Origin of the sequence: Sulfurimonas hongkongensis (genome assembly GCF_000445475.1) — a bacterium.
Lineage (GTDB): Bacteria > Campylobacterota > Campylobacteria > Campylobacterales > Sulfurimonadaceae > Sulfurimonas > Sulfurimonas hongkongensis.
Genome location: NZ_AUPZ01000002.1, coordinates 1 through 23,836, shown reverse-complemented (window position 1 = coordinate 23,836; position 23,836 = coordinate 1). Strand labels below are relative to the sequence as shown.

The window sequence follows — 23,836 nt, the reverse complement described above, 5'->3', positions numbered from 1 at the left end:
AGCGCAAAGCTATCAGCACTTGTGCCTCTTTGGCTTGTCACGCCAATACTTGGTTTTTGTTTAGCTTGTTAATTTTTTAGAACTCAAATCCGCCAGTCTCGCCTTTGGACATACTGTTGTACACAGCATTTATATACTCATGCCTAAGTTCACAAGTCAAATATTTCTCACATAAACTACAAGACTCTAAAGTTCTCTCTTTTTGACAAGTTTGAACTTTTTGTATCATCTCATCAAGATAAAGCTCAAACTTATCATCTTGTTTATTATCTGTTGTTTGCATAGACTTCTCTTACTTTTTTTATCTCATATTTTGAGCCAAAAAAACATTGAGATGTTTCGTGTATACCAAAACACTCTAGCTCCATCAAGTCAAATTCTCCATCGGTAGCTTCTCCACCAGCTTTTTTAAAGGCAAAGGCAAAAGGAAAAACTTCAAAAAGTTTACGCAGTTTTCCCTTAGGTCTGTCACTTGTGTTTGGATATGAGAAAAGCCCGCCACCTTTTAGAAGTATCTGATGCAAATCTGGAACCATACCACCTGAGTATCTAAGTCTATAACCCTCAGCAAAAAAATTATCAACCATCTCTTTGTGATATGGTTCCCAATTTTGCTGAGTTCCCCCAGGAGCGTTTATATTGCCTTTGTTATTTAGACGTATCTCTTTTACAAAAACGAAGTCTTCGCCCTGAAGTAGATGCAGTTTTGTTTTGTTGTGGGCAAAAACCATCTCAACTCTAGGACCAAAAACAACGTAACAAGAAGCCACCATCTTTTTAGCCTCAAATGCACCCTCATATATGCCAAAGATAGAACCTACACTTAAATTTACATCAACCAAAGATGAGCCATCAAGAGGATCATAAGCTATGAAGTACTTTCCAGTCTCACAAAGTAGTACCTCCTTTTCTTTTTCCTCACTCGCTATTGTGTGAATCGATGGAACTTGCGAAAACTCTTCTTCAATAATCATATCACACTGAATGTCAAGCTGAAGCTGAGTCTCTCCAGAGCTGTTAGCTTGTTGTGAATAGCCTATATCTTTTACATCTATGGCTTTTTTGATTCTCTTTGCAGTTCGCTGAATTGCATCAAATATATCTGTCATCTACACTTCCTTTGCATTTTTAAATATCCAAGATATGACATCTTCGCACTCGTTTATATCTAAAATATCAACACCTTTTGGTATCTCATACTCATCTATATTGATACTATCATCAATAGCTAGAGCATCCATATAAGGAAAATATTCACTCTCTAGTGAGCCCCTAAATATGCTAATGCGTGGAAGAGGTAGATTTTTTAAACCCTCCACAAGTAAGATATCAAAATCATCAAAGAGTCTAATCATCTCATCTAAATCTTTGTTTTGTTTTGAGAAATATGTAGTCCTAGTAGGAGAAGTCACAATAACTTCTGATCCAGTATCTGAAAACTTATAGCTATCTTTTCCCTCAACATCAAAACGAGCCTTATCACTTGGATCGTGTTTAATAATAGCTACTTTTTTGCCTAACTCATGTATGAGTTTTCTAGCTACTTTTAAAATAAGTGTAGTTTTTCCACTATTTGATGGACCTGTAAATGCAACTGCTAATCTTTTTTTCAAGTTATGTCTTTTTTTATTTAAAATTTAAAGTGATTATACAAAATAGTCTTTAAAAGCTTGTTTAATAAGCTATAATTCTTTAAAAAAGAAGAGAGATAGATATGAAAAAAACAGTAACTTTTTTAGGTATTTTTATTATTTTGACACTTTTTGTAGCTTGCGCTGATAAAAATGCCTTTGATAAATTTAATATGCAAGAAGATCAAGAGTTAGCTGCTGCAAATCTACAAAGCTCAAAGATAAAGACTTCACAAAACATAGATGGGATAGTCTCTGTCATTTACCTAAACAAAGTCTATCCTAAAATATACACAAATGATGAGTATTTCTATGTATATCTCTACTTAAAAGACAAAAAAGAGATGTTTGATCCTAAAAAACTAGATGATATAAAACTTACAATGAGACTTAACTCTAAACTGCCTATAAAGATAAAAAAACTAGATGCAAAAAATAAATTTTCTCATCTTACATCGGTTGAAAATGAGTGGAATCTATACTATCTTGTAGCATTTAAACAAGAGAGTGAAGATAAAATTAGCCTTGTTCTCGAAACCGATCAGTCTCGCTCGGATGTTTTAGTCTATCAAAAAGATGAATAATAGAGACTTCCTCTCCTAAGATTTTTTTATACATTACATAATTTGCCAAGACCTTTTTTCCATACTCTCTGCTCTGATTATTTGCCATAAGTTCCATGCTAAGATATGGTTCATACTCTGAGTTACTAAATGTTCCACTCTCTAGATGTCTTTTTAAAAAACCCATTCCGCCATTATAAGCATAAGCAACAAAAAGAGGATGGTATAGAGATTTTTTCATCCATGCTAAGTGTTTTAAGGCGTAATTTATATTATTTTTAGGGATAAACATATCTTCATAGCTCTCCACTGGTTCTTTAACCCTTTTTGATAGATCATCAGTTAAAAAGGGCATAATCTGCATCAAACCTAAAGCGTAAGAAGTAGATAAAGCTGATGGTATAAAGTTACTCTCTTGACGCATTATCGCATAAACAAGAGCCTTTTCATCATTTTTTATATCTCTTAAGTAGTTGCTATATGGCATAATAAATCCATGCATCTTATAACTATAAGCTCTCTCAAGTATCATAGTTTGAACTGGTATCATCTCCTGATTCATATACTCTTGTGATAACTCATAAAGTTTGTCTTGTGGAGCTTCTCTTATCTCTTTTAAGATACTTTTCCATTCAAAAGGATTTTTTAAATCTCTTGAAGCCTTCATATCATTTGTCTCAACTGCACTAAAGTAGTTATCTACTTCCTTATTTTGCATCTCATGTGCATAAAGAGTATAGATATTAATATCGCTACTCTTTAAAAGTTCATCTAAATACTTTTTATCTTTACTAACTTTATAAATCCAAAAGTAGTTTTTATCTACATCTATTCTGTGTTTAGCCTTTTGCATAGAAAGTTTAAAAAAAGATATCGCTCCATCCTTGTTGTTATGCAGTAGATGATTAAGGGCAAGATGGAAGTTCGTTTTAGAGTTTAGATTGTCGCCTCTTAAATTAAAGAGTGATTGTTTGAGCTTATCTAGATGCTCATCATGTAAAACTATCTCTACAAACTGAGATATTTTCCATGAACTAGAAAGAGAGTTTATAAAAGTTTCATCCAAGAAAATGTTTAAGTTTTCTCTTCTATGTTTTTTTGTTGTACTAATAAAATTAGTAAGAATTGTATTGGCATCGTATTTTTCATAAGCTTCTTGTGTATATGGTTCGCACTGTATCTTTAAAAGCTCTTTTTTAGACTTCTCTTTTACTTTTAAAGCTAACAACTCTCTTTGTTTATTGGTCATTGGAAGTGTTTTGTAAAGAGAGAAGGCAAGCTTTAAGCACTCTTCATCTTTGATTGAGAGAAGATTTTTCTTTCCTCGACATGAAATTCTTTTTTTTATCTCTTTATTGTCGGTTTTTTTAATATACTCTTTATATATTTTATAGTTTTTTCCCTTAACTAAAGAGTACGCTTCATCAGCTTCTTTTGGAGTTATATCTTGCTTTAAAAACTGCCAAATCATAAAATTTTTCATCCGACTAGCAGGCTTTGATTTTATATCTTGAAGCGTTATATCAGCACTCAGAGTTGCTGATATAAAAAGTAGTAAAAAGAGCTTAAACATTGACTAAAAAGAACGAAGTAGGGCAGATAGTAAAACTATTAGAACTTGCAAAGCTACAACTATGACAAGTGGAGCTAAGTCAATGCCATTAAAAACAGTTCTCATAAATCTTCTTACAAACCTATATGCTGGCTGCGTTACTCTATTTAAAAACTGTACTATTGGGTTGTAAGGATCTGGATTTACAAAACTCATAAGCGCAGTTATGATAATAACCCAAATATATATGGTGATAAGACTTACAACAATAGAACCTAGACCTTGGATAATTTCTATTAATACACTCATTTAACAATCTCCCCTAAATAATTTTTCAAATATTTGTAAACCAAAGCAATATCTGGACCATTTTGTGCACCTGTCAACAAAATCCTAAGTGGTTTAAAAAAGTCTTTACCTTTTAGTCCTGAGGTTTTCATAACATAGCTCTTAAATTCATCATATTCCTCAAAGTAGGGCGCATCTTTAATAGTTTTAGTTATGATTTTTGCGGACTCTTTGAACTCTTCTGGCATCTCTTTTGGAGCAAATATAGGAGTTATTTTAGATTTCAACTCTTTTGTTGTGGAGGCTTCTTCTAAGTAAATCTTTGCAAGCTCGCCAATGTTTGCATCAGCAAAACCAACATATCTTGAGAGTTCAGTCGCATCCATCTTTTTTAGATGTTCTTTGTTGATGTGTCTTAAGAGATCCATACTAAAGCGAGCAGGAGACTTTGAGATACTTTCTAAGTTGAACCATTTTATGGCATCTTTTATGTCGAATATCTCACAAGGAGGCTTATTTCCTATTAATATTAAATAATTTGAAATAGCGCTAGGTATAAAACCCTCTTCTAAAAGCCATTTTACACTAGAAGCATCATCTCTTTTACTCATTTTTTTGCCCATATCATTTAGTATGATAGGCAAATGTGCATACTGGACATTTTTCTCATAACCCAAAGATTTTCTAATGTGGTCTTGTTTTGGGGTATTACTCATATGATCTTCACCGCGGATAACCAAAGAGATATCACTAAGCATATCATCTACTGCACAAGCAAAGTTATATGTTGGAGTCTTGTCTTGACGCATAATAATAAAACTATCAACTGCATCTGGCTCAAAACTCACACTTCCTTTTATCAAGTCATCTATAATGATAGTATCAGTCGGTCTTGCTAGCCTGATGGTAAAAGGGTTTAGATTGTCTATAACTAATTCAGCTAGCAAATCTCTGCAAGCATCATCGTATCTGTAAGCTTCTTTGTTTTCTTTTGCTTCTTCTCTTTTTTTCTCAAGCCACTCAGGAGAGCAAAAACAACTAAATGCTTTTTTTTCATGTAGTAGTTGCAAGGCCATAGCAGAGTGAAAGCGAAAATTTTCACTCTGATATATAACTTGAGAGTAGGTAATGCCAAAAAGGGCTAAGATATCTAAAATCTCTTGATCTTTTCCTTCAATATTTCTCTCTTTGTCTGTATCTTCGATACGAATTATCAAATCTTCTTTTTTTTGTTGCGAGACAATAAAGTTAAATAGGGCGACTCTTAAGTTCCCTATATGCATATCACCAGTTGGACTAGGTGCAAATCTTAACATGAAATTTCCTAAAAATAATTTTTATAATATTAGCAAATCTTAGGTTAAAGGCTGATTTGTTTATCTATCTTCTTCTACCTGATGCATCTTTTGATTTAGCTCTGCTCTGTGCAGCTTTATTGCTCGGCCTACTTCTAGAGTTTCCTGTGCGACCTCTTCCTCCGCCACCTTGCTTAATAGGCTCTGCTTTTATTGATGGATCAGGCTTAAAGCCTTTTAACCATACTTTAGGGATATCTTTTTTTATAAGTTTTTCGATGTTTTTTAAGTACTCATCTTCATCTATACAAACAAGAGAGATTGCTTCGCCTTTGTTTCCTGCACGACCTGTTCTACCGATGCGATGTACATAATCTTCACTTACATTTGGAAGTTCATAATTGACTACGTGAGGAAGATGGTCTATATCTATCCCACGAGCTGCGATATCAGTAGCCACGAGAACTCGTACTTCACCTTTTTTAAAGTCAGCTAAAGCTTTTGTTCTAGCATTTTGGCTTTTGTTTCCATGAATGGCCACCGCTGCTATGCCGTCTGATTCCAATTGACCAGCTAAACGGTTTGCACCATGTTTAGTTCTACTAAAGACTAAAACCTGCTTCCAGTCACCTTTTTTAATAAGATGCGTAAGAAGTTCGCGCTTGCGTCCTTTATCTACTGGATAAACAGCTTGCTTTACTATCTCAGATGCAGTGTTTCTTCGTGCTACTTCTATAAGTGTAGGAGAGTTTAAAAGTCTATCTGAGAGTTTTTTTATCTCATCTGAATAAGTAGCTGAGAAAAGCAAGTTTTGTCTTTGCTTAGGCAAAATCTCTAAAATCTTTCTAATATCATTTATGAAACCCATATCCAACATTCTGTCTGCTTCATCTAAGACAAGAAAGTCTACTTTTGAGAGATCAATGGTCTTTTGGCTCACATGATCTAAAAGTCGTCCTGGAGTTGCTATGACAATATCCATGCCTTTACGAAGTTGTGCGATTTGAGGGTTTATTTTTACACCTCCAAAAATCACACATGACTTAAATGGCAAAAATTTTCCATAAAGTGCTACACTCTCTCCAACTTGTGCGGCTAACTCTCTTGTAGGAGTAAGTATCAATGCTTTTATATGATGGGGTTTACTTTTAGAATCTCTTGCACGGCTTAAAAGCTCAAGTATCGGAAGAGTAAATCCAGCCGTTTTGCCTGTTCCAGTCTGTGCACCTGCAAGTATATCTTTTCTATCCAAAATTACAGGGATAGACTGTTTTTGAATCGGGGTTGGTTCACTATAACCTTGCTCTTTAATAGCCTTTAATAGTGGAGCTGACAGCCCAAGTGTGTTAAATAACATAAATTTCCTAGTTTTAATATTGATACATAATAGCACAATTTACGATAATATGAGATTCGTATTTCGACAAATCACGTTTACCAATAACTGAGTCTTAATAGTAATATCTTAAAAAATCAATTTATAGAAGTGGTTAAAATAGGGGAGTTTAAAAAAAAGATGGTGACCCCAAGGAGAATTGAACTCCTGTAACATGGATGAAAACCATGGATCCTAACCGCTAGACGATGGGGCCACATAAAGGTGGTTTAAAAACCGAGCCGAAATTATATAAAGTGATTTGTTAAAAAAACCTTAAATTTCGTTGGCTCAGCAAAATTTATCTTTTAGTCGTAAAAACCTCTTAAGGCTCTAATAATAACAGCATTTTTAGAGATACTTTCTGCTTTTGCATTATCATTTACTAAGTCATATAGATCTAATGGAAGAGAGATAGAAAATGTTTTAGTTTCTACCTTTCTTTTTTTAGAGACCATAGCAACAACACTAGTTAAAAGCTCAATAATTTTTTTAGTATCTATTGGTTTTTGAATGAAGCTGTTTACTCCAACTTCTATAGATTCAGAAATTTTCTCTATATCATTACTTGCTGAGATTACTATAATGATTTGGGTAGGATTAATTTGACGGATTTTTCTTGATAGTTCTATACCATCCATCCCAGCCATTACTATATCTACAAAAACTACATCTGGTTTAATTCTGTTGTATGTTCTTAGTGCCTCATCTCCATCAAAACAAGAATATACATCAGAAAAGAAATTCTTAAAAGTAGAACTTAGTAACTCATTAGTTACTTTTTCATCCTCAACTATCATCGCTGTCAATTTTTTTGTCTGTCCAGTTAACTGAACTAAGTCAATATTTGCCATATTTTATCCCTTATTATTTTAAAACTTAATAACATTATACATACTTTTTAGTAACAAATGAAGCACAATTGACATCCTAAAAAACAAAAAGTGTTTTAAATGCCTAGAAGTAGGGGAATATAGAGGTCCAAAATTGTTTTTAAATATTTAATTGATTTGTGTTAAATACCTATAGAAACTAATTATCATATTTTTTAAACTTCTCAAGCCATTTTTTATCAGCTTGAATTAGGTTCTCTTTTTGATTTAAAAGAGAGTCAATTATGCTAATAAGAGTATTTTCATCCATGAATTCTAATAGGTTTGGGTTAATAGATGTAGTTTTATTAGCATCATAAGAGTTCAAAAGATTTTGTATATCAATAATAAGTTGTTTTTTTCTTTCATTCATATTCTTCTCCATCTAGTTATAGTAATATACACTGCATAATATAACACACTATATCTCAAACAAATTTGATACTTTTTAATATAAAGATTGATAAAATTGGTAATCCTACATATTGGTTAACATAATGTAAATTCTCTTGAATATTAATATTAGTTAGTATGCTTTTTTATTTGGTACAGCGTAAGCCGAGTTTTGTTTTTAAAGAAACATTTTTGCAAAGCAAAAAGCGGTTCCCTTATTTTGATAGCATTAATCTACTTTGCTACTCGCGTAGCACTTCTAGCGAAACAGTAGCATTATAAGACGCTGACCATCTGTTTCTTGCTGCCATGTTGGGTTTACAAGCTCTCTATATTACTATAGAGACTGGTGGTCTCTTACACCACCCTTTCACCGTAACTACTTTTGCTCACACATCTTCTACACACTTTAAGTGAAAATGCCGAAAGCATTTTCTAAAGAAACATTTTGCTATGCAAAAGCGGTTCCCTTGTTTTGTACTTTAGTGTCATAGCGACTAGCGAAAGTATATCTGGACTCTGTTCAGATATACGACAAATATGTAGCTGTCTACTCTCTGTTGCACTTTCCCTCATATTACTACGGCCATTAGTTAAATGGAACACTGTCTTATAGCAGCTCGGACTTTCCTCTTGCATACCTAGTATACAAGTCACTATCTGCTGTACCTATGAAATAGTACAAAAAACTTCCTTTAAATCAGTTTTTAAATTAAAAGAACAAGTGTTCATAATACTCTTTTAATATATGAACAGTTGTTCTTTTATCTATAAGCTAACATTAACAAGTGTTCATATATAATTTCAATTATATTAACACTTGTTCATGGAACAATAGGAGGTCTACATATGCCCAACAATACGACATTACACAAGAAAAACTCAACTAAAGAAAAAATATTAAAAGTATCCACTGCGCTCTTCTCAGTATCAGGATATAGAGCTACAAGTATGAGAAAAATAGCCAAAGAGGTTGGTATTAGAGAGAGTGCTATCTACAACCACTACAAAAATAAAGAGGAGATTTTTTTAGAAGTGGCTAAAGGAATTTTTAGCTCCCCTTTTACAAAAGAAGAGTTAGATATAAAAGAATCAGCTTTAAAAGGTAAGGTTTTTTTACAAAACTTTGTGATGCAATACAAGCTTCTAACCTTTGACAAAAACAACGAAAACATGTTTAGGTTACTCATGATAGAGTTGTTTCAAAACAAAGAGCTAAGGGAGCAGTTTATGAGTGAATTTCATGAAAAAAATATTAAAATACTCTCAGAAGTTTTCTTTATTATGATGCAAAATTCACTTATTCGCTCACAAGATCCAATGATGATATCTTATGAGTTTCTATCCACCCTATTTTACATAAGACTTCAAGTGACACTGATGAGGTTTGATAATAACTCTGCAAATCTATTATCAACCCAATTTGAAAAGCATGTTGAGTTTTTTTGGGAAAGTATAAGAGTTTAATATTTTTTAGTATTAAAGAGAATAGATGAAAAAGTTATCTTTTCATACTAATTAATATTTTAGTTTAGCTTAAAAAAAAAGACAACCCTATTTCTAAGGTTGTCTTTTTTAAACATGACTTAGAGATACTTCAATCAAGTTGAAACATCTCTATCTATGAACTATTTACCCATAGCTTCTTTAGCATATTTTTCACCAAGTTCATATGCTTTTTTATTTACATCGTGAACTTTTGCTGGAACTTTTGAGAGCATTGTCTCTATAAGCACATCTTTATCTATAGCATTCATCATAGTGTTTGCAATAGCAAGCGCTACAACAGATTGAGTAATAACATTACCAACCTCTTCTTTAGCTATAGTAATAATTGGAATTTCATATATCTTCCATTTTTTTCTATCCTCGTCAGTTGGATAAACAAGATTTGGGTCTATTACTATTGTTCCGCCTAGCTGAACACCATCTTTAAAAAGAATATAACTCTTTTGTGCAACTGAGAGCATAAAACCTATCTCTCCATCATTTGCATATGGGTAGTAAATCTCTTTATCGTCAAGTTGGATATCAACAACGGTAGGTCCACCGCGAACTTGCGATGTGTATGTTGCAGTTTTTAATCCATGCCCGCCAGTTTTGATTTTTGCTGCTGCAAAAATTTCACCAGCAAGAAGAACACCTTGTCCACCAACACCTGTAAATCTCATTAATGTTTTACTCATAGTGTCTCCTTATATTTTTTTAGCAAAATCATCTTGAGTGATTACTTTTCTTTCACCCTGATGTACTTTTTGGATCTCTGCATACATATCGCAGTACTCATCAGCTTCTTTATCTTCATGTAAAACACCAGTTGGTAGAAGATTTAATCTCTCTTCTGGAGTCATTGCATCATATTTTTTCTTACTGACTGTTATGCTATCTATCCACTCAAGATTTTCCATAGCTGAGACCATTTTGTTTTTTCTACCAAGGTTAATATGACAGTTTGAAAGTACTTCCATCATTGAGAAGCCTTTATGTTGTATAGCTTTAATCATTGCTTTTTCAAGCTTTTTAGGATCCAGCATGCTTTCACGAGCAACAAATGAAGCTCCAGCTGCGACTGCAAGTTTACAAGTATCAAAAGTTGGATCAATATTACCAGCTTTTTGAGAAACTGTCCACATACCTTTTGGTGTAGTTGGAGAAGTTTGTGAATTTGTTAAACCATAAATAAAGTTGTTAATAATTATCATAGTTAAATCAATATTTCTTCTACAACCATGAATAGTATGGTTACCACCAATAGCAAGTGCATCGCCATCACCAGCTACACATATAACATGTTTTGAAGGATTAGCTAATTTAATACCAGTTGCATAAGCTATCGTTCTACCGTGAGTGGTATGTACAGTATTAAAGTCAACATATGATGAGAATCTTCCTGAACAACCTATTCCAGAGACTACGCATACATCATCTTGATTGAGACCAAGCTTTTCAACGGCTCTAACAAAGGCTTTAAGAATAACACCATCCCCACAACCCCAACACCATAGTGTTGGCATCTTTTCAAGTCTTAAATATTTATCATAATTAAACGCCATCTTATAACTCCTTTACTTTGCTAACAATTTCTTGTGGAGATATTGGTCTTCCATTAACTTTAAATAGTCCATCAATATCAAGTCTTGCAGCAGCTCTTTGAATTTCACTATGATATTGTGCAATATTTAGCTCAACTACAAGAACTTTTTCTATTTTATCAGTATGCTCTTTGATTTTTTTAGCTGGAGATGGCCAGATTGTAATTGGTCTAAAAAGTCCAGCTTTGATACCTTCTGCTCTTAAGTGACGAATAGCCTCTTTTGCAGCAAGTGAAACTGAACCGTAAGCTACTATCATAACATCTGCATCTTCCATCATAAACTCTTCGAAAGATTCAACTTCATCTTCATGTAGTGCTACTTTATCTTCTAATCTTTGGATTAGTTTTCTACAAGTCTCTATCTCCTCGGTAGGGTAACCATTTTTATCGTGGTGAAGACCAGTAAAGTGATATCTATAACCCTCATACATTGGGTTAAGAACTGCAGGTTCATCATGTCCAACACCATATGGAAAATACTCTTCTGCTGGACCATCAAATCTTTTTCTTGGAACTATCCCAGCTTCAACATCTTCAGCAGTTGGAATATTAGCTTTTCCATGCATATGACCAATAGTCTCATCTAGCAAAACGATAACTGGTTGCATAAATCTATCTGCTAAATTAAAAGCTCTTACAACCTCGGTATAACACTCAGCTAATGAGCCTGCACACAATGTGATTGATTTGTAATCACCATGTGATGGGTTTTTAGCTTGAAGTATATCGCCTTGAGATACACGAGTCGGAAGACCAGTTGATGGACCACCGCGCATTACATTTACACAAACCAAAGGTACTTCTGCCATTTGAGCAAGACCTAGTTGCTCAGCTTTTAAACTCATTCCTGGACCTGATGTTGCGGTTAAGGCACGCTTACCAACCATAGCTGCGCCAATAACAGCACAGATACCTCCGATTTCATCTTCCATTTGGATTGATACTCCACCTTTTTTTGGTAAAAGGTCAGAAATAACATGCATTACTTCACTTGATGGCGTTAGTGGATAACCACCAAAAAACATACAGCCTGCATCAATAGCCGCAGTAGCAGCTAATTCATTTCCTGTAGATATTACTTCTCTAGTTGCCATTACTTAACTCCTTGTTCACTAAGTGACATATAATTGTTTGCGACAATAGCAGCTTGACGCTCTTTAGCTTCATCGGTTAACTTAGCAAAACTAAACCCAGCTTCTTTATACTCTTTTCTGTCTGCTACATAGATAGCAAAATCAGGACAGCTAAGTTCACACTCGTTACATCCAATGCAAGCTTCTGGGTGATCAATTGAAATCATAGCACCTAGTGTCGAAGTAGATTCATATTTCATTCCAAGTACACCTGATGGACAAACAGATACACAAATATCACATGCTTTACAGTTGCTTGTATTTACCCACACAGGTTGGTTACCTGGGTTTTCTGTCTTAAAAGTTCCCATTTATTCTCCTATTTTTTAGTGTAATTTTAAGCTACACTTTGCTCTTTACAGATTATCTAAGTTTTCATAATTTTAAACTAAATCACGCTAATAGCCTTTTGATAAAGTAACCTTTTGTTACACATCAAGGCTAACACATAATTAAAGTTACTTAGATAAAACCTCCGCAACAGCCTTGCCAATTTCAGCGGGTGAAACAACCACTCTAACACCAGCAGCCTCTAGTGCTTCCATCTTCTCTTTTGCAGTACCAGCACCACCACTTACAATAGCACCAGCATGACCCATTCTTTTCCCAGCAGGTGCGGTTTGCCCTGCTATAAAAGCAACTACAGGCTTAGTTATATGCTCTTTTATATAAGCAGCAGCCTGTATCTCTAAGTCTCCACCAATCTCGCCAATCATAACTATAGCTTCAGTTTGTGGATCCGCTTCAAACATAGGAAGAAGTTGCTTATATGAAAGTCCGATGATAGGGTCTCCGCCTATACCAACAGCAGTTGAAATACCAAAACCTTCATTACAAACTTGGTTAGCTCCCTCGTATGTTAGAGTTCCAGACTTTGAGATTAGCCCAACATTACCTTTTTTGAAAATCATACCAGGCATAATCCCAATTTTACACTCCTCAGCCGTAATAATACCAGGGCAGTTTGGCCCAATTGTCATCATACCATGCTTGACAGCATGCGCTTTTGCTTTTTGCATATCACGGACAGGCGCACCCTCTGTTATAATAACAGCAAGTTCAATCCCAGCCTCAGCAGCTTCCATAACAGCATCAGCAACAAAAACAGGTGGAACAAATATCATAGACACTGTAGCACCGGTAGCTTCCACCGCTTGAGTAACTGTGTTAAAAACAGGCTTACCTAAATGCTCTTGTCCACCTTTGTTTGGTGTTACCCCTCCAACAATCTTTGAACCATAAGCCAAGCATTGCTCAGCGTGAAAAGTTCCCTCTTTACCAGTAAAACCTTGAACTATTATCTTTGTATCTTTGTTTACTAAAATTGACATATATCACCCTCCTCTACTATGCTTGTTTTGCAGCAGCTACTGCTTTTGCAGCACCATCACCTAAATCATCAGCGACGATAATATTAGGAATATTTGCAGCTTTTAGAATCTCTGCAGCTTCACCAGCATTTGTACCATCGAGGCGAACAATTACTGGAACATTTACATCAGTCAGTTTTGTTGCTTCTAAAATACCATTTGCAATGCGATCACAACGAACAATACCGCCAAAAATATTTACAAATATAGCTTTAACTCTTGGATTTTTTAGAATAATTTCAAACCCTTTAGCAACAGTCTGAGCATTTGCACTACCACCAACATCTAAAAAGTTAGCAGGAGTTCCACCCATATAGTTGATAGTATCCATAGTCCCCATAGCAAGACCAGCGCCATTTACCATACAGCCTATTTCACCATCAAGTGAAACATATGAGAGACCATATTGAGATGCTTCTCTCTCATCAGCATCCTCTTCGCTAATATCTCTCATATCTTCTATGTCTTGATGACGTCCAAGAGCTGAATCATCAAAACTCATCTTTCCATCAAGCGCTAAAAAATCCCCAGATGCAGTCTTGATGAGAGGGTTTATCTCTATCATTTCAGCATCATTTTCTAAGTAAAGAGTATAGAGTGCAGATGCAAGTTTTATAAATTTTGATTGTTCTTTTTTATCAGTAATACCTAAACCAAAAACTAACTCTCGTCCATGAAAACCTTGAAAACCAATAGCAGGATCAACTGCTATTTTGATAATCTTATCAGGTGACTCCTCAGCCACTTTTTCAATCTCCATACCACCCTCTGTTGAAGCCATAATTACGGGCATCTCTTTAGCACGGTCAAGAACAATACCTAAATAGAGCTCATCAACAATATCAGCACCCTCTTCAATATATACTTTTTGAACAAGTTTGCCCTCAGGTCCTGTTTGATGAGTCACAAGATTCATCCCCAAAATCTCATTTGCTAGTTGTTTTACTTCGTCTTTACTTCTTGCAAGTTTAACTCCCCCACCTAAACCACGACCACCAGCGTGAATCTGAGCTTTTACAACCCAAACATCTCCACCAAGTTCTTCTGCATTGCGAGCAGCTTGTTCTGGTGTATTTGCGATAATACCACGAGGCGTAGCAACACCATATTTAGCAAAAATCTGTTTTGCCTGATATTCATGTATATTCATTTATTCTCCTTATTTTAAAATTGAAACTACTTAGCTTTGTGTCTACTTGACTTCATATTGTGAGCGACCTATTTTATATAGATCTTTACCGTAAGTATCATTGATTACAGTCACAGGAAAGTCAACTACCTCTAGTTTTCTAATCGCCTCAGGCCCTAACTCTTCATAAGCAATAACCTCTGCACTCTCTATCTTCTTACCTAAAAGTGCTCCAGCTCCGCCAGTAGCACCAAAGTAGATAGCCTTATGTTTTTGACAAGCATCAGTCACAGCTTCATTTCTTTTACCCTTACCTATCATACCCTTTAAACCCTCAGCTATAAGTCTTGGAGAGTATGAGTCCATCCTGTAAGATGTAGTAGGACCAGCACTTCCTATAGGATCCCCAGGTTTTGGAGGAGTTGGACCAACAAAATAAATAATTGCACCTTTTATATCAAAAGGGAGCTCTTTACCCTCATCTAGCAGATCAACAAGTCTTTTGTGTGCAGCATCTCTTGCTGTATAAATTGTGCCACTTATATATACAATATCACCACTGTGAAGTTTTGATGTTATTTCATCATCTAGTGGAGTTGTTAAATGATATGTTTTACTCATTTTTATAACCTTTATATAGTGATATGCGTATGGCGTGAACTATGGCACTGAACATTTACAGATACAGGAAGTGATGCTATATGACAAGGGTTTGCTTCAATATGAACAGCTAAAACCGTCTCAGTTCCGCCCATTCCCATAGTTCCGATACCAAGTTTGTTTAGCTCTGTTTTAATCTCATGCTCAAGCTCTGCCATCTCTGGATCTTCGTTTTTTGAACCTATGTCACGGAACAAAGCATGTTTTGAGCTTATTGCTGCTTTTTCAAATGTTCCACCAATGCCCACTCCAACAGTTAGAGGAGGACAAGGATTTGGTCCTGCATCAGAGATGCACTCTTTGACATAGTCTATAACACCTTGTTTGCCAGCAGCTGGAGGAAAAACTCTTGCACGAGATACATTTTCGCTCCCGCCACCTTTTGCAGCGTACTCTATCTCTATCTTGTCGCCCTCGACAATATCAAGATGAATAATGGCTGGTAGGTTGTAACCGACAGTGTCTTTGTTATTTGCGCGAGAAAAAGGATGACAAGTAGAAGCTCTTAGATAACCTTCAATATAACCCTTTTCTGTTCCTTCATTGATGGCATCTTTTAAAAGACCGCCAACTACTTTTACATCAGCACCAAGTTTTATAAAAAAAACTGCAAGTCCAGTATCTTGACATAGTGGACGAGCTTCACTGCTTGCAATATCTGCATTATCTAAGAGTTGTTTTAAGACTTCTTTACTTACTGGGCTTTTCTCATTTTCATAAGCTTCTTTCATCGCTTTAAGAGCATCTTGGGGTAGGTTTGAAGCAGAGTATATTATGATATCTCTGACATTTTTTACTATTTCTTCATATGCTATTTCACGCATTTTTGATTACCCTTTTTTCGTTTTTTGGACTAAAATATATATGAAGCATAGTTTAGCACTCTTTTTACAATAGAGCCTATTATCAATATAATTTTTAAAACATATGGAAAAATGTGTAAAATTTACACATTTAAGACTCTACAATAGAGTCAAAAGGTGTAGTTTCTACACAAAAAAATTGTTTTTTTCTAAGATCTCTATGCCATCTTTTATGGAGTCAACGGAGATTTTAAATTTTGCTTTTGTCTCACCATCTAGCTCTAACTCAATGATTTTCTCTACTCCATTGCCACCTAAGACCACAGGAACACCAACACAAACATCACTATATCCATACTCCCCATCAAGAAGTACAGAAGATGGCATCACTATTTGAGAATCATCAAGCATCGCCTCAACCATAACTGCAACTGCACGACCTGGTGCATAATAAGCTGAAGTTCCAAGATGTTTAACTATTTGCGCGCCACCATCTTTTGTTCTAGCAATAATATCTTGCATGTCCCCTTTTGTAACAATTTGTTCTAATGGAACACCACCAATCGAAGATATTTCAGGCATCGGAATCATATTTTGCCCATGATCACCAATAAGCATTCCCTTTACTTGTCCAGAGCCGAAGCCCACTTTTTTATATATTTCATAAGCCATTCTGGCTCCATCTAACGCGCCAGCCATACCTATGATTCTACTTCTATCCCAGTTTGTCATCTTATGAATAACATAAGTCATAATATCAAGAGGATTAGACACACAAATGATTATGGCATCAGGAGAGTACTTCATAACATTAGCAACTACTTCTTTCATGATTTTTGCATTTATCATAAGCAAATCTGCTCTAGTCATATCGCCTTTTCGAGGCACTCCAGCTGTTATAACTACAATATCACAATCTTTCATCTCACTTGGATGAAGTGCTGGGGTTACTATAGTTCCTCTTGGAGAGTAGCTTGTAGATTGTCCAATGTCTATAGCCTTTCCAACAGTTAAATCACTATCAATATCATAGAGTATAACCTCATGGCATCTTCCAGTCATAGTCAAGCTATAAGCCGCTGTAGCTCCAACTGAACCAGCTCCGACTATGCCTACTTTTCTACCTACCATTATATTTTCCTTTTAATTTTATTTACAATCTATCTGCTTGCATAATAGCTCAGTCTTAATTTTATATCGTATATAATAACACTACTTAGCTTTGAAAAAAATCCATTATATATACTTTGTAACTTTTGGTAAAATAGATAAAAGAAGAGGTTTTTGTAAGAAAAAAGAGTCACAAAAATGACTCTAATATTATTTAGTATAAAATTTGTTAGTATAGAGAGCATCTATTAGTTCTTGCACGCTTCCTACGGACTTTGCGAACTTCCTATCTTGATCATCATTAAGGTTGGCTTCTATAACTTTCTCAACTCCTTTAGCTCCGATCATAACAGGGACACCACTTACTACATCTGTATATCCATATTCGCCTTTTAACATTACAGCACATGGGTATATCTGCTTTGTATCAGTTAAAACTGCTTCAACCATAAGAGCAGTTGATTTAGCAGGTGCATAGTACGCACTTCCATCTTGAAGAAGTTCAACTATTTCAGCACCACCTTTTTTTGTTTTTTCAACTATTTCGTTAATCTCATCCCAAGTTAAAAGATCAGTAAGTGGAACTCCAGCTACAGTTGAAAATCTAGGAAGTGGAACCATGTCATCGCCGTGACCACCCATAACAGAACATCTAATCTGCCCTGCTCCATAACCTAACTTTGCATATACAAAGTGAGCCATTCTAGCACTATCTAAGATTCCAGCCATTCCTAAAACTCTACTTCTATCCCAGCCAGTCTCCTTTAAAGCCACGTAAACCATCGCATCGAGTGGATTTGACACAGGAATAATAACAGCATTTGGAGATGAGACTTTTATAACATTAATAACATCTTTCATTATCTGAGCATTTTTAAGTAGTAAGTCATCTCTGCTCATTCCAGGAAGTCGCGGGCTACCGGCAGTGACTACAACAACATCACAATCTTTTACATCCTCTAGTGTTTCAGCAACAGATATTACTGTATGTTTTCTAGCAGCTTGTGCAGCTTGAGACAGGTCTAATGCCTTTCCTTTTGCCTTGTTTACATCATTTGCTCTTAAAATAACTTCATGGCAAGAGCCACTCATTGCCAAAGAATAAGCTACAGATGAGCCGACATTCCCAACGCCTACAATTGCTACTCTTTTACCTCTCATGGTACTCCTTTTGATATTTAAAATAGTAAAAAATTAAAGATTAAGTCAATTTAATCTTTAAGTCTTTACTATGTCGTCAAATAAGTGAAGACTTATTTGACGCACTTAGTTCTGCTTTTTGTATTATATCGAATTTATAATAGTATTTAGAGTCTCTGATGGTCTCATTGCAGCTTCAGCTTTTTCATCATTTGGATGAAAATAACCACCAATATCTTGAGGCTTACCTTCAACAGCAAGTAATTCAGATAGGATCTGATCCTCTTTTTTAATTAACTCCTCTGCAATAGGTGCAAATTTAGCAGCTAACTCACTATTATCACTCTTAGCCAAAGCATTTGCCCAATATTGAGCTACATAAAAGTGAGAAGCTTTATTATCTGGCTCACAACATTTTCTTGATGGTGCTTTGTTGTTAGATAGGTAGTCATTATTTGCAACATCAAGTGCAGCTGTCACAGTAGCTAATTTATCTGAATTGTGTTTTTGTGCAATAAATCTTAAAGACTCTGCAAGTGCTAAAAATTCACCCAAACTATCCCATCTTAAATGCCCCTCAGCTAAAAACTGGTCAACATGTTTTGGAGCTGATCCACCAGCACCTGTTTCATATAATCCACCACCAGCTATAAGTGGAACAATAGAGAGCATTTTAGCAGAAGTTCCAAGTTCTAAGATTGGATACATATCTGTTAGATGATCTCTTAAAACATTTCCAGTAACAGCTATTGTATTTTTACCTTCGCGAATTCTTGCGTTTGTAAAGCGAGTAGCATCTGTAACATTCATAAATCTAATATCTAAACCATCCGTATTGTGATCAGCTAAGTACTTTTTGACTTTTTTGATAATCTCAGCATCATGCGCTCTATCTTCATCTAGCCAAAAAATAGCTGGGATATTCTCTATTCTTGTTCTCTCTACAGTCAATCTTACCCAGTCTTTTATTGGGATATCTTTAGCTCTTGACATTCTCCAAATATCGCCCTTTTGGCAATCAAAACTCATAAGCTCAACGCCATCTTCAGTTGTTACTGTTACTTTTCCAGACTCACTAAGCTCAAATGTAGTTGGGTGTGAACCATATTCTTCAGCTTTTTGTGCCATAAGACCGATGTTTTGCATAGTCCCCATGGTTGTTACATCGTATTGTCCATTTTTTACACAATCTGCCATCATCTCTTCATGAAACATTGCATACGTAGAATCAGGAATTACAGCTACAGTCTCACCCACTCCATCTTCTCTATCCCACTGTTTACCACCTTCACGAATTACAACAGGCATAGACGCATCTATGATCACATCGTTTGAAGCATTAAAGTTTGTTTGGTTTTTTCTTGAGTCAACCATAGCTATTTTTGGTGCATCAGCCTCAACTACCGATTGAAAAGCAGCTTTGATTTCAGATTCTTTTGGATGACCTTTTATCTTTTTCTCTAGATCACTCATACCTAAATTTGGGTTTATCTCTAACTCTTTAAATACATCTTTATATTTTGCAAACACATCTTCAAAGAAGATCTCAAAACCGTGACCAAACATAATCGGATCAGAAATCTTCATCATAGTGGCTTTTAGGTGTAGAGACCAAATAAGCCCCTTATCTTTAGCATCTTGAATCGTTTTTTTGTAAAAATCACGAAGAGCAGATACTGACATAAATGTACCATCTAACACCTCACCCTCTAGTGCATCTATGGTAGTTAGCTCTTTACCATTAAGTGCTATTGTTACTTTTTGATTTTTAGTTGATGTTACAGATTTTTCATTTGCGTAAAAATCACCTTTTCCTTGCATGTGAGCCACATATGCTTTTGAGTCTTTTGCAAAAGGCTTTAATCTATGTGGATTATTTTTAGCAAAGTTTTTAACAGCTACTGCTGCGCGACGATCTGAATTACCCTCACGAAGAACAGGGTTAACAGCAGAGCCTAAGCATACACTGTATTTTTGCTGAATCTCTCTTTCTTTATCGTTTGATGGGTTTTCTGGATAGTCAGGTATGTCATAACCCTGAGATTGTAACTCAGCTATACAATCTTTTAGTTGCCCAACAGAAGCCGAAATATTTGGAAGTTTAATGATATTTCCATCTTCTTGTAACACAACCTCTCCCAATTTTGACAAGTTGTCCTCTGCTAAACCTTGACTTGCTAAAACTCTACCTGCTAATGATATATCTGAAGTAACCACTTCAACGCCCGCTTCTTTTACAAAAGCATTTACTATAGGTAGTAACGAATAAGTTGCTAAAGCCGGAGCTTCATCAATCTTTGACCAAATAATTTTTGACATTTTTTGTCCTTGGTTTTAATGTTTTTTTGTTTTTGTAATAATCACAAAAGTAACCCCACAAAAACTTACAGGACAATCATAACACTAAGATAAATAATTTGCTCAAAGCGAGTCTAAAGATTTGAGTGTATTTCTATTTTGTTTCATTTAGTAACACGCTTTATATTGCTTAAATGTGTAGAATAGTTACGTGAAAAATCATGAGTACCGCTCTTGTTTTTCATAAAGTATAGATAAGAAGTCTTAGCAGGAAATACGGCAGACCTTATAGCTTCAAAGCTAACATTACAAACAGGGATACTCGGAATACCACTGTGCTTATAGGTATTGTAGATACTATCATCTTCTCTTATTCTTTGTGGAGTTATTTTGATGTGTGAATATTTACCATAGTTTAGAGTTCCATCCATCTGTAATTTCATACCTTTTTTTATGCGGTTGTGTATTACTGAGCTCACAAGTGGCATCTCTTTGATATTAGCCGATTCTTTCTCTATTACAGATGCAAGTGCTACAATTTGAAACCATTTTTTTTCATTATATGTTCCAAAGAGTTTTATTGAAAGCTTTTGCATCTGTTTATCTGACTCATATAAAAGTATTCTTATCAACTCTTTTTCAGTTATACCAAGTGGTAGTCTATAAGTGTTGGGAACTAGTGCACCCTCTTCTATTGTACTTTGTGCTAGAAATTCACTCTCAAGTTTATTCCTGTCTAGTTTTAACTTTAACGCCAAATCGTCTAAGAAAATATGTGTAGTCTCCCCTGGTATAAGTGTTACATTTTGAAGTGCTGCTTTTGCAGTTGTAAGTTTATGTAAAAAATCGCCTCTTGTGTTGTAGGTACTTTGCATATTTATCCAGCCACTTTGAGGATGACCTAGAAGTCTTAGTAAAAGTGAATCTAGCTTGGATACATTGTAGTTATTGTCATGCAGTTGTGTTATAATCTGATTTATAGAACCTTTAGGTATAAAGACCACTTTAGGGCTACGCACTGGCTGATTTAGGTAATACATGAACGATAAAATAATAATCAATGCTATCTCAAAAATCCACTTTATAATCATAAGTGCTTTATCATTCATTTTTTTAACGCTCTTTTTTTTATTTATACTACTGCAAAATGGCATTTACATCAAAGTCATTTCACTGCCAAATATTGAAATTGAGAGATTATACATTAAATGGAATGAAAAACTAAGTATTAGCGTTCAAGAGGTAAAAATCACTAAAGATTCAGAGCAAAACGATACTAAACTAAGCGCTGATGGAGTTAGCGAACTTTTAAAATCTCTACTACTTTTTGATAATTGGTTTGAACGATTTGAAGTTAATAAGATCAGCTTCAATGATATAAATGCTTCATTTTTATATGTAAATGGCTCAAATGGATACCTAAAAGCATCATCAAAAGAGTTCTTGCTAAAGAGTTCCCTTTTTTATGAATCAAACTACTTAAATGCTGAGATTACAGAATTTTCACATCTTAAGAACAAGATAAGCATAAATGGAAACTTAATTTTTGATGGAGATAAAAAAGAGCTAATCTCTAATCTAAATATAAACATAAACAATGATATCTTTTTCAAAGCCTATGCATTAGCTAATAACAAAAAACTTTTTTATAAGATCGATGCAAAAGAAAAAATCAAAAGCTTAAAGCACACCATGGAGATGATAAACATGCCCAAAGAGGTCAAATATTGGGCTTATGATGCTATCAATTTTGAAAAACTAGAGATAAAGAGCGCATCTGGTTGGCTTGAGTATGAAAGATTAAATGAAGCATATAAAAATATCATAGTTAAAGCTAGCGCATCTAAGCTTGCCTATACTTACCATGAAAAACTTGAGCCTGTTTTTACACAAAAAACTGAACTAGAGTTTAGAGATGGAGTCCTCTATATCAGGCCTAAAGAAACTTATCAATATGGTTTTAACTTACAAAATAGCTGGTTAAAGATAGACTTTTCTAAAAAAGAAGAACTTCTTAGTCTATTTTTAAATTTCGATGGCAAAGTAAACAAAGACCTACTATATCTGTTGAGTATTTATGAGATAAAGCTTCCAATCCTACAAAACAGCGGTAGCGTCAAAACTGATCTTAAAATTACTGTAGGGCTTCGCGAGATAGATGTAGATGCTAAAGGAATATTTTATGTAAATGTGGCAAATTTTAACTACTTAGGCTTAGATATTGATGTAACTGACACAAAAGTCTATCTTGATAATTACGATGTTCGTATACCTAAGATGAATGCAAAGTATAAAGATATAGCTACGGCTATAGTTGACGTTACATATGATGCTAAAAAGAGTGATGGCAAGATTGACTTTGATATACAAGATATTACTTTTAATGGGTTTGAACTAAAACAAAAACCACTAAAAGCGACTTATACTATCTCAAACAAACAAGATACTATAGAGATAGAAAAGTCAAAGTGGAATTATAAAGATAGGACTATTGACCTTGACGGCTTAAAAGTCTTGTTTGATCTAGAAACTCTAATTGCTAAAGTTCCTACTGCTCATATCGAGGTACAAAACTTATCAAGCGCTTTTGCATCTGGAGAATTAAGATTAAAACCTTTAAAGGCAGATTTTGATATTGATTTATTGACATTTGACTTAAATGATGAAGTTAAAATGAACCAATCAAGCGCTTCATTAAAACTAGAGTATGATAAGAAACTCATTATAAGCTCAAATGAAAATATAAGATTTAGTGCAAAGGGTTTAGACTACACACTTGGGAGCACTACATTAGAGTTAGATAAAGAGGAATTTAGAGTGATGTCTTCTAGGGCCAAAATAAAAGATTTAGCAGATGCAAAATTTAGTGCATATTATATTTTTGATAAAAATAGAGGCGTAATAAATCTAAAACAACTCCATTTTAAAAATAATGATTTAGGCGAAATCTTTAATTCAAAAGATATGATGAAGCTCAATATTAACCATGATGTCAAAGAGACAAGTATAAAATCAGATGACTTTGATGCTAAATTTAGCATCGAAGATAGAGGTTGGAGACTAACGTTTAACTCACTAGACAAACTCTCTCAAAATTCAAAGCTTCTACAAGACTACAATGTAACAAATG

General features: G+C 34.7%; 24 protein-coding genes, 1 tRNA gene and 1 other RNA gene. 3 read left to right on the top strand and 23 right to left on the bottom strand.

What is annotated here, in order from left to right; translation table 11 throughout:
* Positions 1–76 precede the first annotated feature (76 nt).
* Genes M947_RS12630 through mobB form a run of 3 tightly spaced genes read right to left on the bottom strand, consistent with a single transcriptional unit; the run spans position 77 to position 1,613 of the window.
* Entirely contained in the window at positions 77–283 is a 207-nt protein-coding gene (locus tag M947_RS12630; protein WP_021286383.1) for a hypothetical protein, read from the bottom strand.
* The gene (locus M947_RS12625) at positions 267–1,109 is read right to left on the bottom strand and encodes a class 1 fructose-bisphosphatase (protein ID WP_021286382.1); all 843 of its coding nucleotides are present in this window, start codon (positions 1,107–1,109) and stop codon (positions 267–269) included. The genes M947_RS12630 and M947_RS12625 overlap by 17 nt, the downstream gene beginning before the upstream one ends.
* Complete coding sequence (gene mobB, locus M947_RS12620; protein WP_021286381.1) at positions 1,110–1,613, bottom strand: molybdopterin-guanine dinucleotide biosynthesis protein B; 504 nt, start codon at positions 1,611–1,613, stop codon at positions 1,110–1,112.
* 101 nt (positions 1,614–1,714) lie between these two features.
* On the opposite strand from mobB, the gene M947_RS12615 reads away from it, so the two are divergent.
* Complete coding sequence (locus M947_RS12615; RefSeq protein WP_021286380.1) at positions 1,715–2,215, top strand: hypothetical protein; 501 nt, start codon at positions 1,715–1,717, stop codon at positions 2,213–2,215.
* On the opposite strand, the gene M947_RS12610 is transcribed toward M947_RS12615, so the two are convergent.
* From M947_RS12610 to rnpB, 8 genes are all read right to left on the bottom strand, one after another.
* A complete protein-coding gene (locus tag M947_RS12610) occupies positions 2,151–3,767 on the bottom strand; it encodes a lytic transglycosylase domain-containing protein (RefSeq protein ID WP_021286379.1) in 1,617 nt (538 codons plus the stop codon). The genes M947_RS12615 and M947_RS12610 overlap by 65 nt on opposite strands.
* 3 nt (positions 3,768–3,770) lie before the next feature.
* Positions 3,771–4,055 (bottom strand): YggT family protein, encoded by a 285-nt coding sequence (locus tag M947_RS12605; protein WP_021286378.1) that lies wholly within the window; start codon positions 4,053–4,055, stop codon positions 3,771–3,773.
* Positions 4,052–5,350, bottom strand: a complete 1,299-nt coding sequence (gene gltX / locus M947_RS12600) for a glutamate--tRNA ligase (protein WP_021286377.1) — start codon at positions 5,348–5,350, stop codon at positions 4,052–4,054. The genes M947_RS12605 and gltX overlap by 4 nt, the downstream gene beginning before the upstream one ends.
* A 64-nt stretch (positions 5,351–5,414) precedes the next feature.
* Positions 5,415–6,686 carry a DEAD/DEAH box helicase gene (locus M947_RS12595; RefSeq protein WP_021286376.1) on the bottom strand — a complete coding sequence of 424 codons (1,272 nt, stop codon included), beginning with the start codon at positions 6,684–6,686 and terminating at the stop codon, positions 5,415–5,417.
* Between the two features lie 160 nt (positions 6,687–6,846).
* Positions 6,847–6,921, bottom strand: a tRNA-Glu gene (locus M947_RS12590).
* Between the two features lie 91 nt (positions 6,922–7,012).
* Positions 7,013–7,558: a response regulator transcription factor gene (locus tag M947_RS12585; protein WP_021286375.1), complete on the bottom strand. Its 546-nt coding sequence runs from the start codon at positions 7,556–7,558 to the stop codon at positions 7,013–7,015.
* 178 nt (positions 7,559–7,736) lie between these two features.
* Entirely contained in the window at positions 7,737–7,949 is a 213-nt protein-coding gene (locus tag M947_RS12580) for a hypothetical protein (RefSeq protein WP_021286374.1), read from the bottom strand.
* 166 nt (positions 7,950–8,115) lie between these two features.
* Positions 8,116–8,641: RNase P RNA component class A (gene rnpB / locus M947_RS23325), an RNA gene on the bottom strand.
* 177 nt (positions 8,642–8,818) lie between these two features.
* Between rnpB and M947_RS12575 the strand changes: the two genes are divergently transcribed.
* Positions 8,819–9,436 carry a TetR/AcrR family transcriptional regulator gene (locus M947_RS12575; protein WP_021286373.1) on the top strand — a complete coding sequence of 206 codons (618 nt, stop codon included), beginning with the start codon at positions 8,819–8,821 and terminating at the stop codon, positions 9,434–9,436.
* Positions 9,437–9,597: 161 nt separating this feature from the next.
* On the opposite strand, the gene M947_RS12570 is transcribed toward M947_RS12575, so the two are convergent.
* The 12 genes from M947_RS12570 to mltG form a co-directional block, all read right to left on the bottom strand.
* Complete coding sequence (locus tag M947_RS12570; protein ID WP_021286372.1) at positions 9,598–10,155, bottom strand: 2-oxoglutarate:acceptor oxidoreductase subunit OorC; 558 nt, start codon at positions 10,153–10,155, stop codon at positions 9,598–9,600.
* 9 nt (positions 10,156–10,164) lie between these two features.
* Entirely contained in the window at positions 10,165–11,022 is an 858-nt protein-coding gene (locus M947_RS12565) for a 2-oxoglutarate ferredoxin oxidoreductase subunit beta (protein ID WP_021286371.1), read from the bottom strand.
* Position 11,023: 1 nt separating this feature from the next.
* The gene (locus M947_RS12560) at positions 11,024–12,157 is read right to left on the bottom strand and encodes a 2-oxoglutarate synthase subunit alpha (RefSeq protein ID WP_021286370.1); all 1,134 of its coding nucleotides are present in this window, start codon (positions 12,155–12,157) and stop codon (positions 11,024–11,026) included.
* On the bottom strand, positions 12,157–12,507 hold the full coding sequence (locus M947_RS12555) for a 4Fe-4S binding protein (RefSeq protein WP_021286369.1): 351 nt from the start codon (positions 12,505–12,507) through the stop codon (positions 12,157–12,159). The genes M947_RS12560 and M947_RS12555 overlap by 1 nt, the downstream gene beginning before the upstream one ends.
* A 147-nt stretch (positions 12,508–12,654) precedes the next feature.
* Positions 12,655–13,527 (bottom strand): succinate--CoA ligase subunit alpha, encoded by an 873-nt coding sequence (gene sucD, locus M947_RS12550; RefSeq protein ID WP_021286368.1) that lies wholly within the window; start codon positions 13,525–13,527, stop codon positions 12,655–12,657.
* 16 nt (positions 13,528–13,543) lie between these two features.
* Entirely contained in the window at positions 13,544–14,716 is a 1,173-nt protein-coding gene (gene sucC, locus M947_RS12545; protein ID WP_021286367.1) for an ADP-forming succinate--CoA ligase subunit beta, read from the bottom strand.
* 42 nt (positions 14,717–14,758) lie between these two features.
* Complete coding sequence (locus tag M947_RS12540) at positions 14,759–15,316, bottom strand: Fe-S-containing hydro-lyase (RefSeq protein ID WP_021286366.1); 558 nt, start codon at positions 15,314–15,316, stop codon at positions 14,759–14,761.
* A gap of 11 nt (positions 15,317–15,327) precedes the next feature.
* Positions 15,328–16,179, bottom strand: coding sequence for a fumarate hydratase (locus tag M947_RS12535; protein ID WP_021286365.1), 852 nt, complete (start codon positions 16,177–16,179; stop codon positions 15,328–15,330).
* Between the two features lie 165 nt (positions 16,180–16,344).
* On the bottom strand, positions 16,345–17,289 hold the full coding sequence (locus M947_RS12530; protein WP_021286364.1) for a malate dehydrogenase: 945 nt from the start codon (positions 17,287–17,289) through the stop codon (positions 16,345–16,347).
* Between the two features lie 189 nt (positions 17,290–17,478).
* Positions 17,479–18,429, bottom strand: coding sequence for a malate dehydrogenase (locus M947_RS12520; protein WP_021286362.1), 951 nt, complete (start codon positions 18,427–18,429; stop codon positions 17,479–17,481).
* A gap of 123 nt (positions 18,430–18,552) precedes the next feature.
* Positions 18,553–20,727: an NADP-dependent isocitrate dehydrogenase gene (locus M947_RS12515; protein WP_021286361.1), complete on the bottom strand. Its 2,175-nt coding sequence runs from the start codon at positions 20,725–20,727 to the stop codon at positions 18,553–18,555.
* Between the two features lie 143 nt (positions 20,728–20,870).
* Positions 20,871–21,815, bottom strand: coding sequence for an endolytic transglycosylase MltG (gene mltG / locus M947_RS12510; protein WP_021286360.1), 945 nt, complete (start codon positions 21,813–21,815; stop codon positions 20,871–20,873).
* On the opposite strand from mltG, the gene M947_RS23465 reads away from it, so the two are divergent.
* Positions 21,745–23,836 (top strand): hypothetical protein (locus M947_RS23465; protein ID WP_021286359.1); only part of this gene is annotated, 2,092 nt, incomplete at its 3' end. The two genes, mltG and M947_RS23465, sit on opposite strands and share 71 nt — an antisense overlap.

What these genes read in the sequence shown, in the direction of transcription:
- mltG (WP_021286360.1), bottom strand. Translation starts at nt 21,815, where the DNA reads ATGAATGATAAAGCACTTATGATTATAAAGTGGATTTTTGAGATAGCA.
- M947_RS12530 (WP_021286364.1), bottom strand. Translation starts at nt 17,289, where the DNA reads ATGGTAGGTAGAAAAGTAGGCATAGTCGGAGCTGGTTCAGTTGGAGCT.
- M947_RS12540 (WP_021286366.1), bottom strand. Translation starts at nt 15,316, where the DNA reads ATGAGTAAAACATATCATTTAACAACTCCACTAGATGATGAAATAACA.
- M947_RS12610 (WP_021286379.1), bottom strand. Translation starts at nt 3,767, where the DNA reads ATGTTTAAGCTCTTTTTACTACTTTTTATATCAGCAACTCTGAGTGCT.
- M947_RS12615 (WP_021286380.1), top strand. Translation starts at nt 1,715, where the DNA reads ATGAAAAAAACAGTAACTTTTTTAGGTATTTTTATTATTTTGACACTT.
- M947_RS12555 (WP_021286369.1), bottom strand. Translation starts at nt 12,507, where the DNA reads ATGGGAACTTTTAAGACAGAAAACCCAGGTAACCAACCTGTGTGGGTA.
- M947_RS12515 (WP_021286361.1), bottom strand. Translation starts at nt 20,727, where the DNA reads ATGTCAAAAATTATTTGGTCAAAGATTGATGAAGCTCCGGCTTTAGCA.
- sucC (WP_021286367.1), bottom strand. Translation starts at nt 14,716, where the DNA reads ATGAATATACATGAATATCAGGCAAAACAGATTTTTGCTAAATATGGT.
- M947_RS12570 (WP_021286372.1), bottom strand. Translation starts at nt 10,155, where the DNA reads ATGAGTAAAACATTAATGAGATTTACAGGTGTTGGTGGACAAGGTGTT.
- M947_RS12585 (WP_021286375.1), bottom strand. Translation starts at nt 7,558, where the DNA reads ATGGCAAATATTGACTTAGTTCAGTTAACTGGACAGACAAAAAAATTG.
- M947_RS12580 (WP_021286374.1), bottom strand. Translation starts at nt 7,949, where the DNA reads ATGAATGAAAGAAAAAAACAACTTATTATTGATATACAAAATCTTTTG.
- M947_RS12575 (WP_021286373.1), top strand. Translation starts at nt 8,819, where the DNA reads ATGCCCAACAATACGACATTACACAAGAAAAACTCAACTAAAGAAAAA.
- gltX (WP_021286377.1), bottom strand. Translation starts at nt 5,350, where the DNA reads ATGTTAAGATTTGCACCTAGTCCAACTGGTGATATGCATATAGGGAAC.
- M947_RS12605 (WP_021286378.1), bottom strand. Translation starts at nt 4,055, where the DNA reads ATGAGTGTATTAATAGAAATTATCCAAGGTCTAGGTTCTATTGTTGTA.
- M947_RS12630 (WP_021286383.1), bottom strand. Translation starts at nt 283, where the DNA reads ATGCAAACAACAGATAATAAACAAGATGATAAGTTTGAGCTTTATCTT.
- sucD (WP_021286368.1), bottom strand. Translation starts at nt 13,527, where the DNA reads ATGTCAATTTTAGTAAACAAAGATACAAAGATAATAGTTCAAGGTTTT.
- M947_RS12535 (WP_021286365.1), bottom strand. Translation starts at nt 16,179, where the DNA reads ATGCGTGAAATAGCATATGAAGAAATAGTAAAAAATGTCAGAGATATC.
- M947_RS12560 (WP_021286370.1), bottom strand. Translation starts at nt 12,157, where the DNA reads ATGGCAACTAGAGAAGTAATATCTACAGGAAATGAATTAGCTGCTACT.
- M947_RS12565 (WP_021286371.1), bottom strand. Translation starts at nt 11,022, where the DNA reads ATGGCGTTTAATTATGATAAATATTTAAGACTTGAAAAGATGCCAACA.
- M947_RS12520 (WP_021286362.1), bottom strand. Translation starts at nt 18,429, where the DNA reads ATGAGAGGTAAAAGAGTAGCAATTGTAGGCGTTGGGAATGTCGGCTCA.
- M947_RS12625 (WP_021286382.1), bottom strand. Translation starts at nt 1,109, where the DNA reads ATGACAGATATATTTGATGCAATTCAGCGAACTGCAAAGAGAATCAAA.
- M947_RS12595 (WP_021286376.1), bottom strand. Translation starts at nt 6,686, where the DNA reads ATGTTATTTAACACACTTGGGCTGTCAGCTCCACTATTAAAGGCTATT.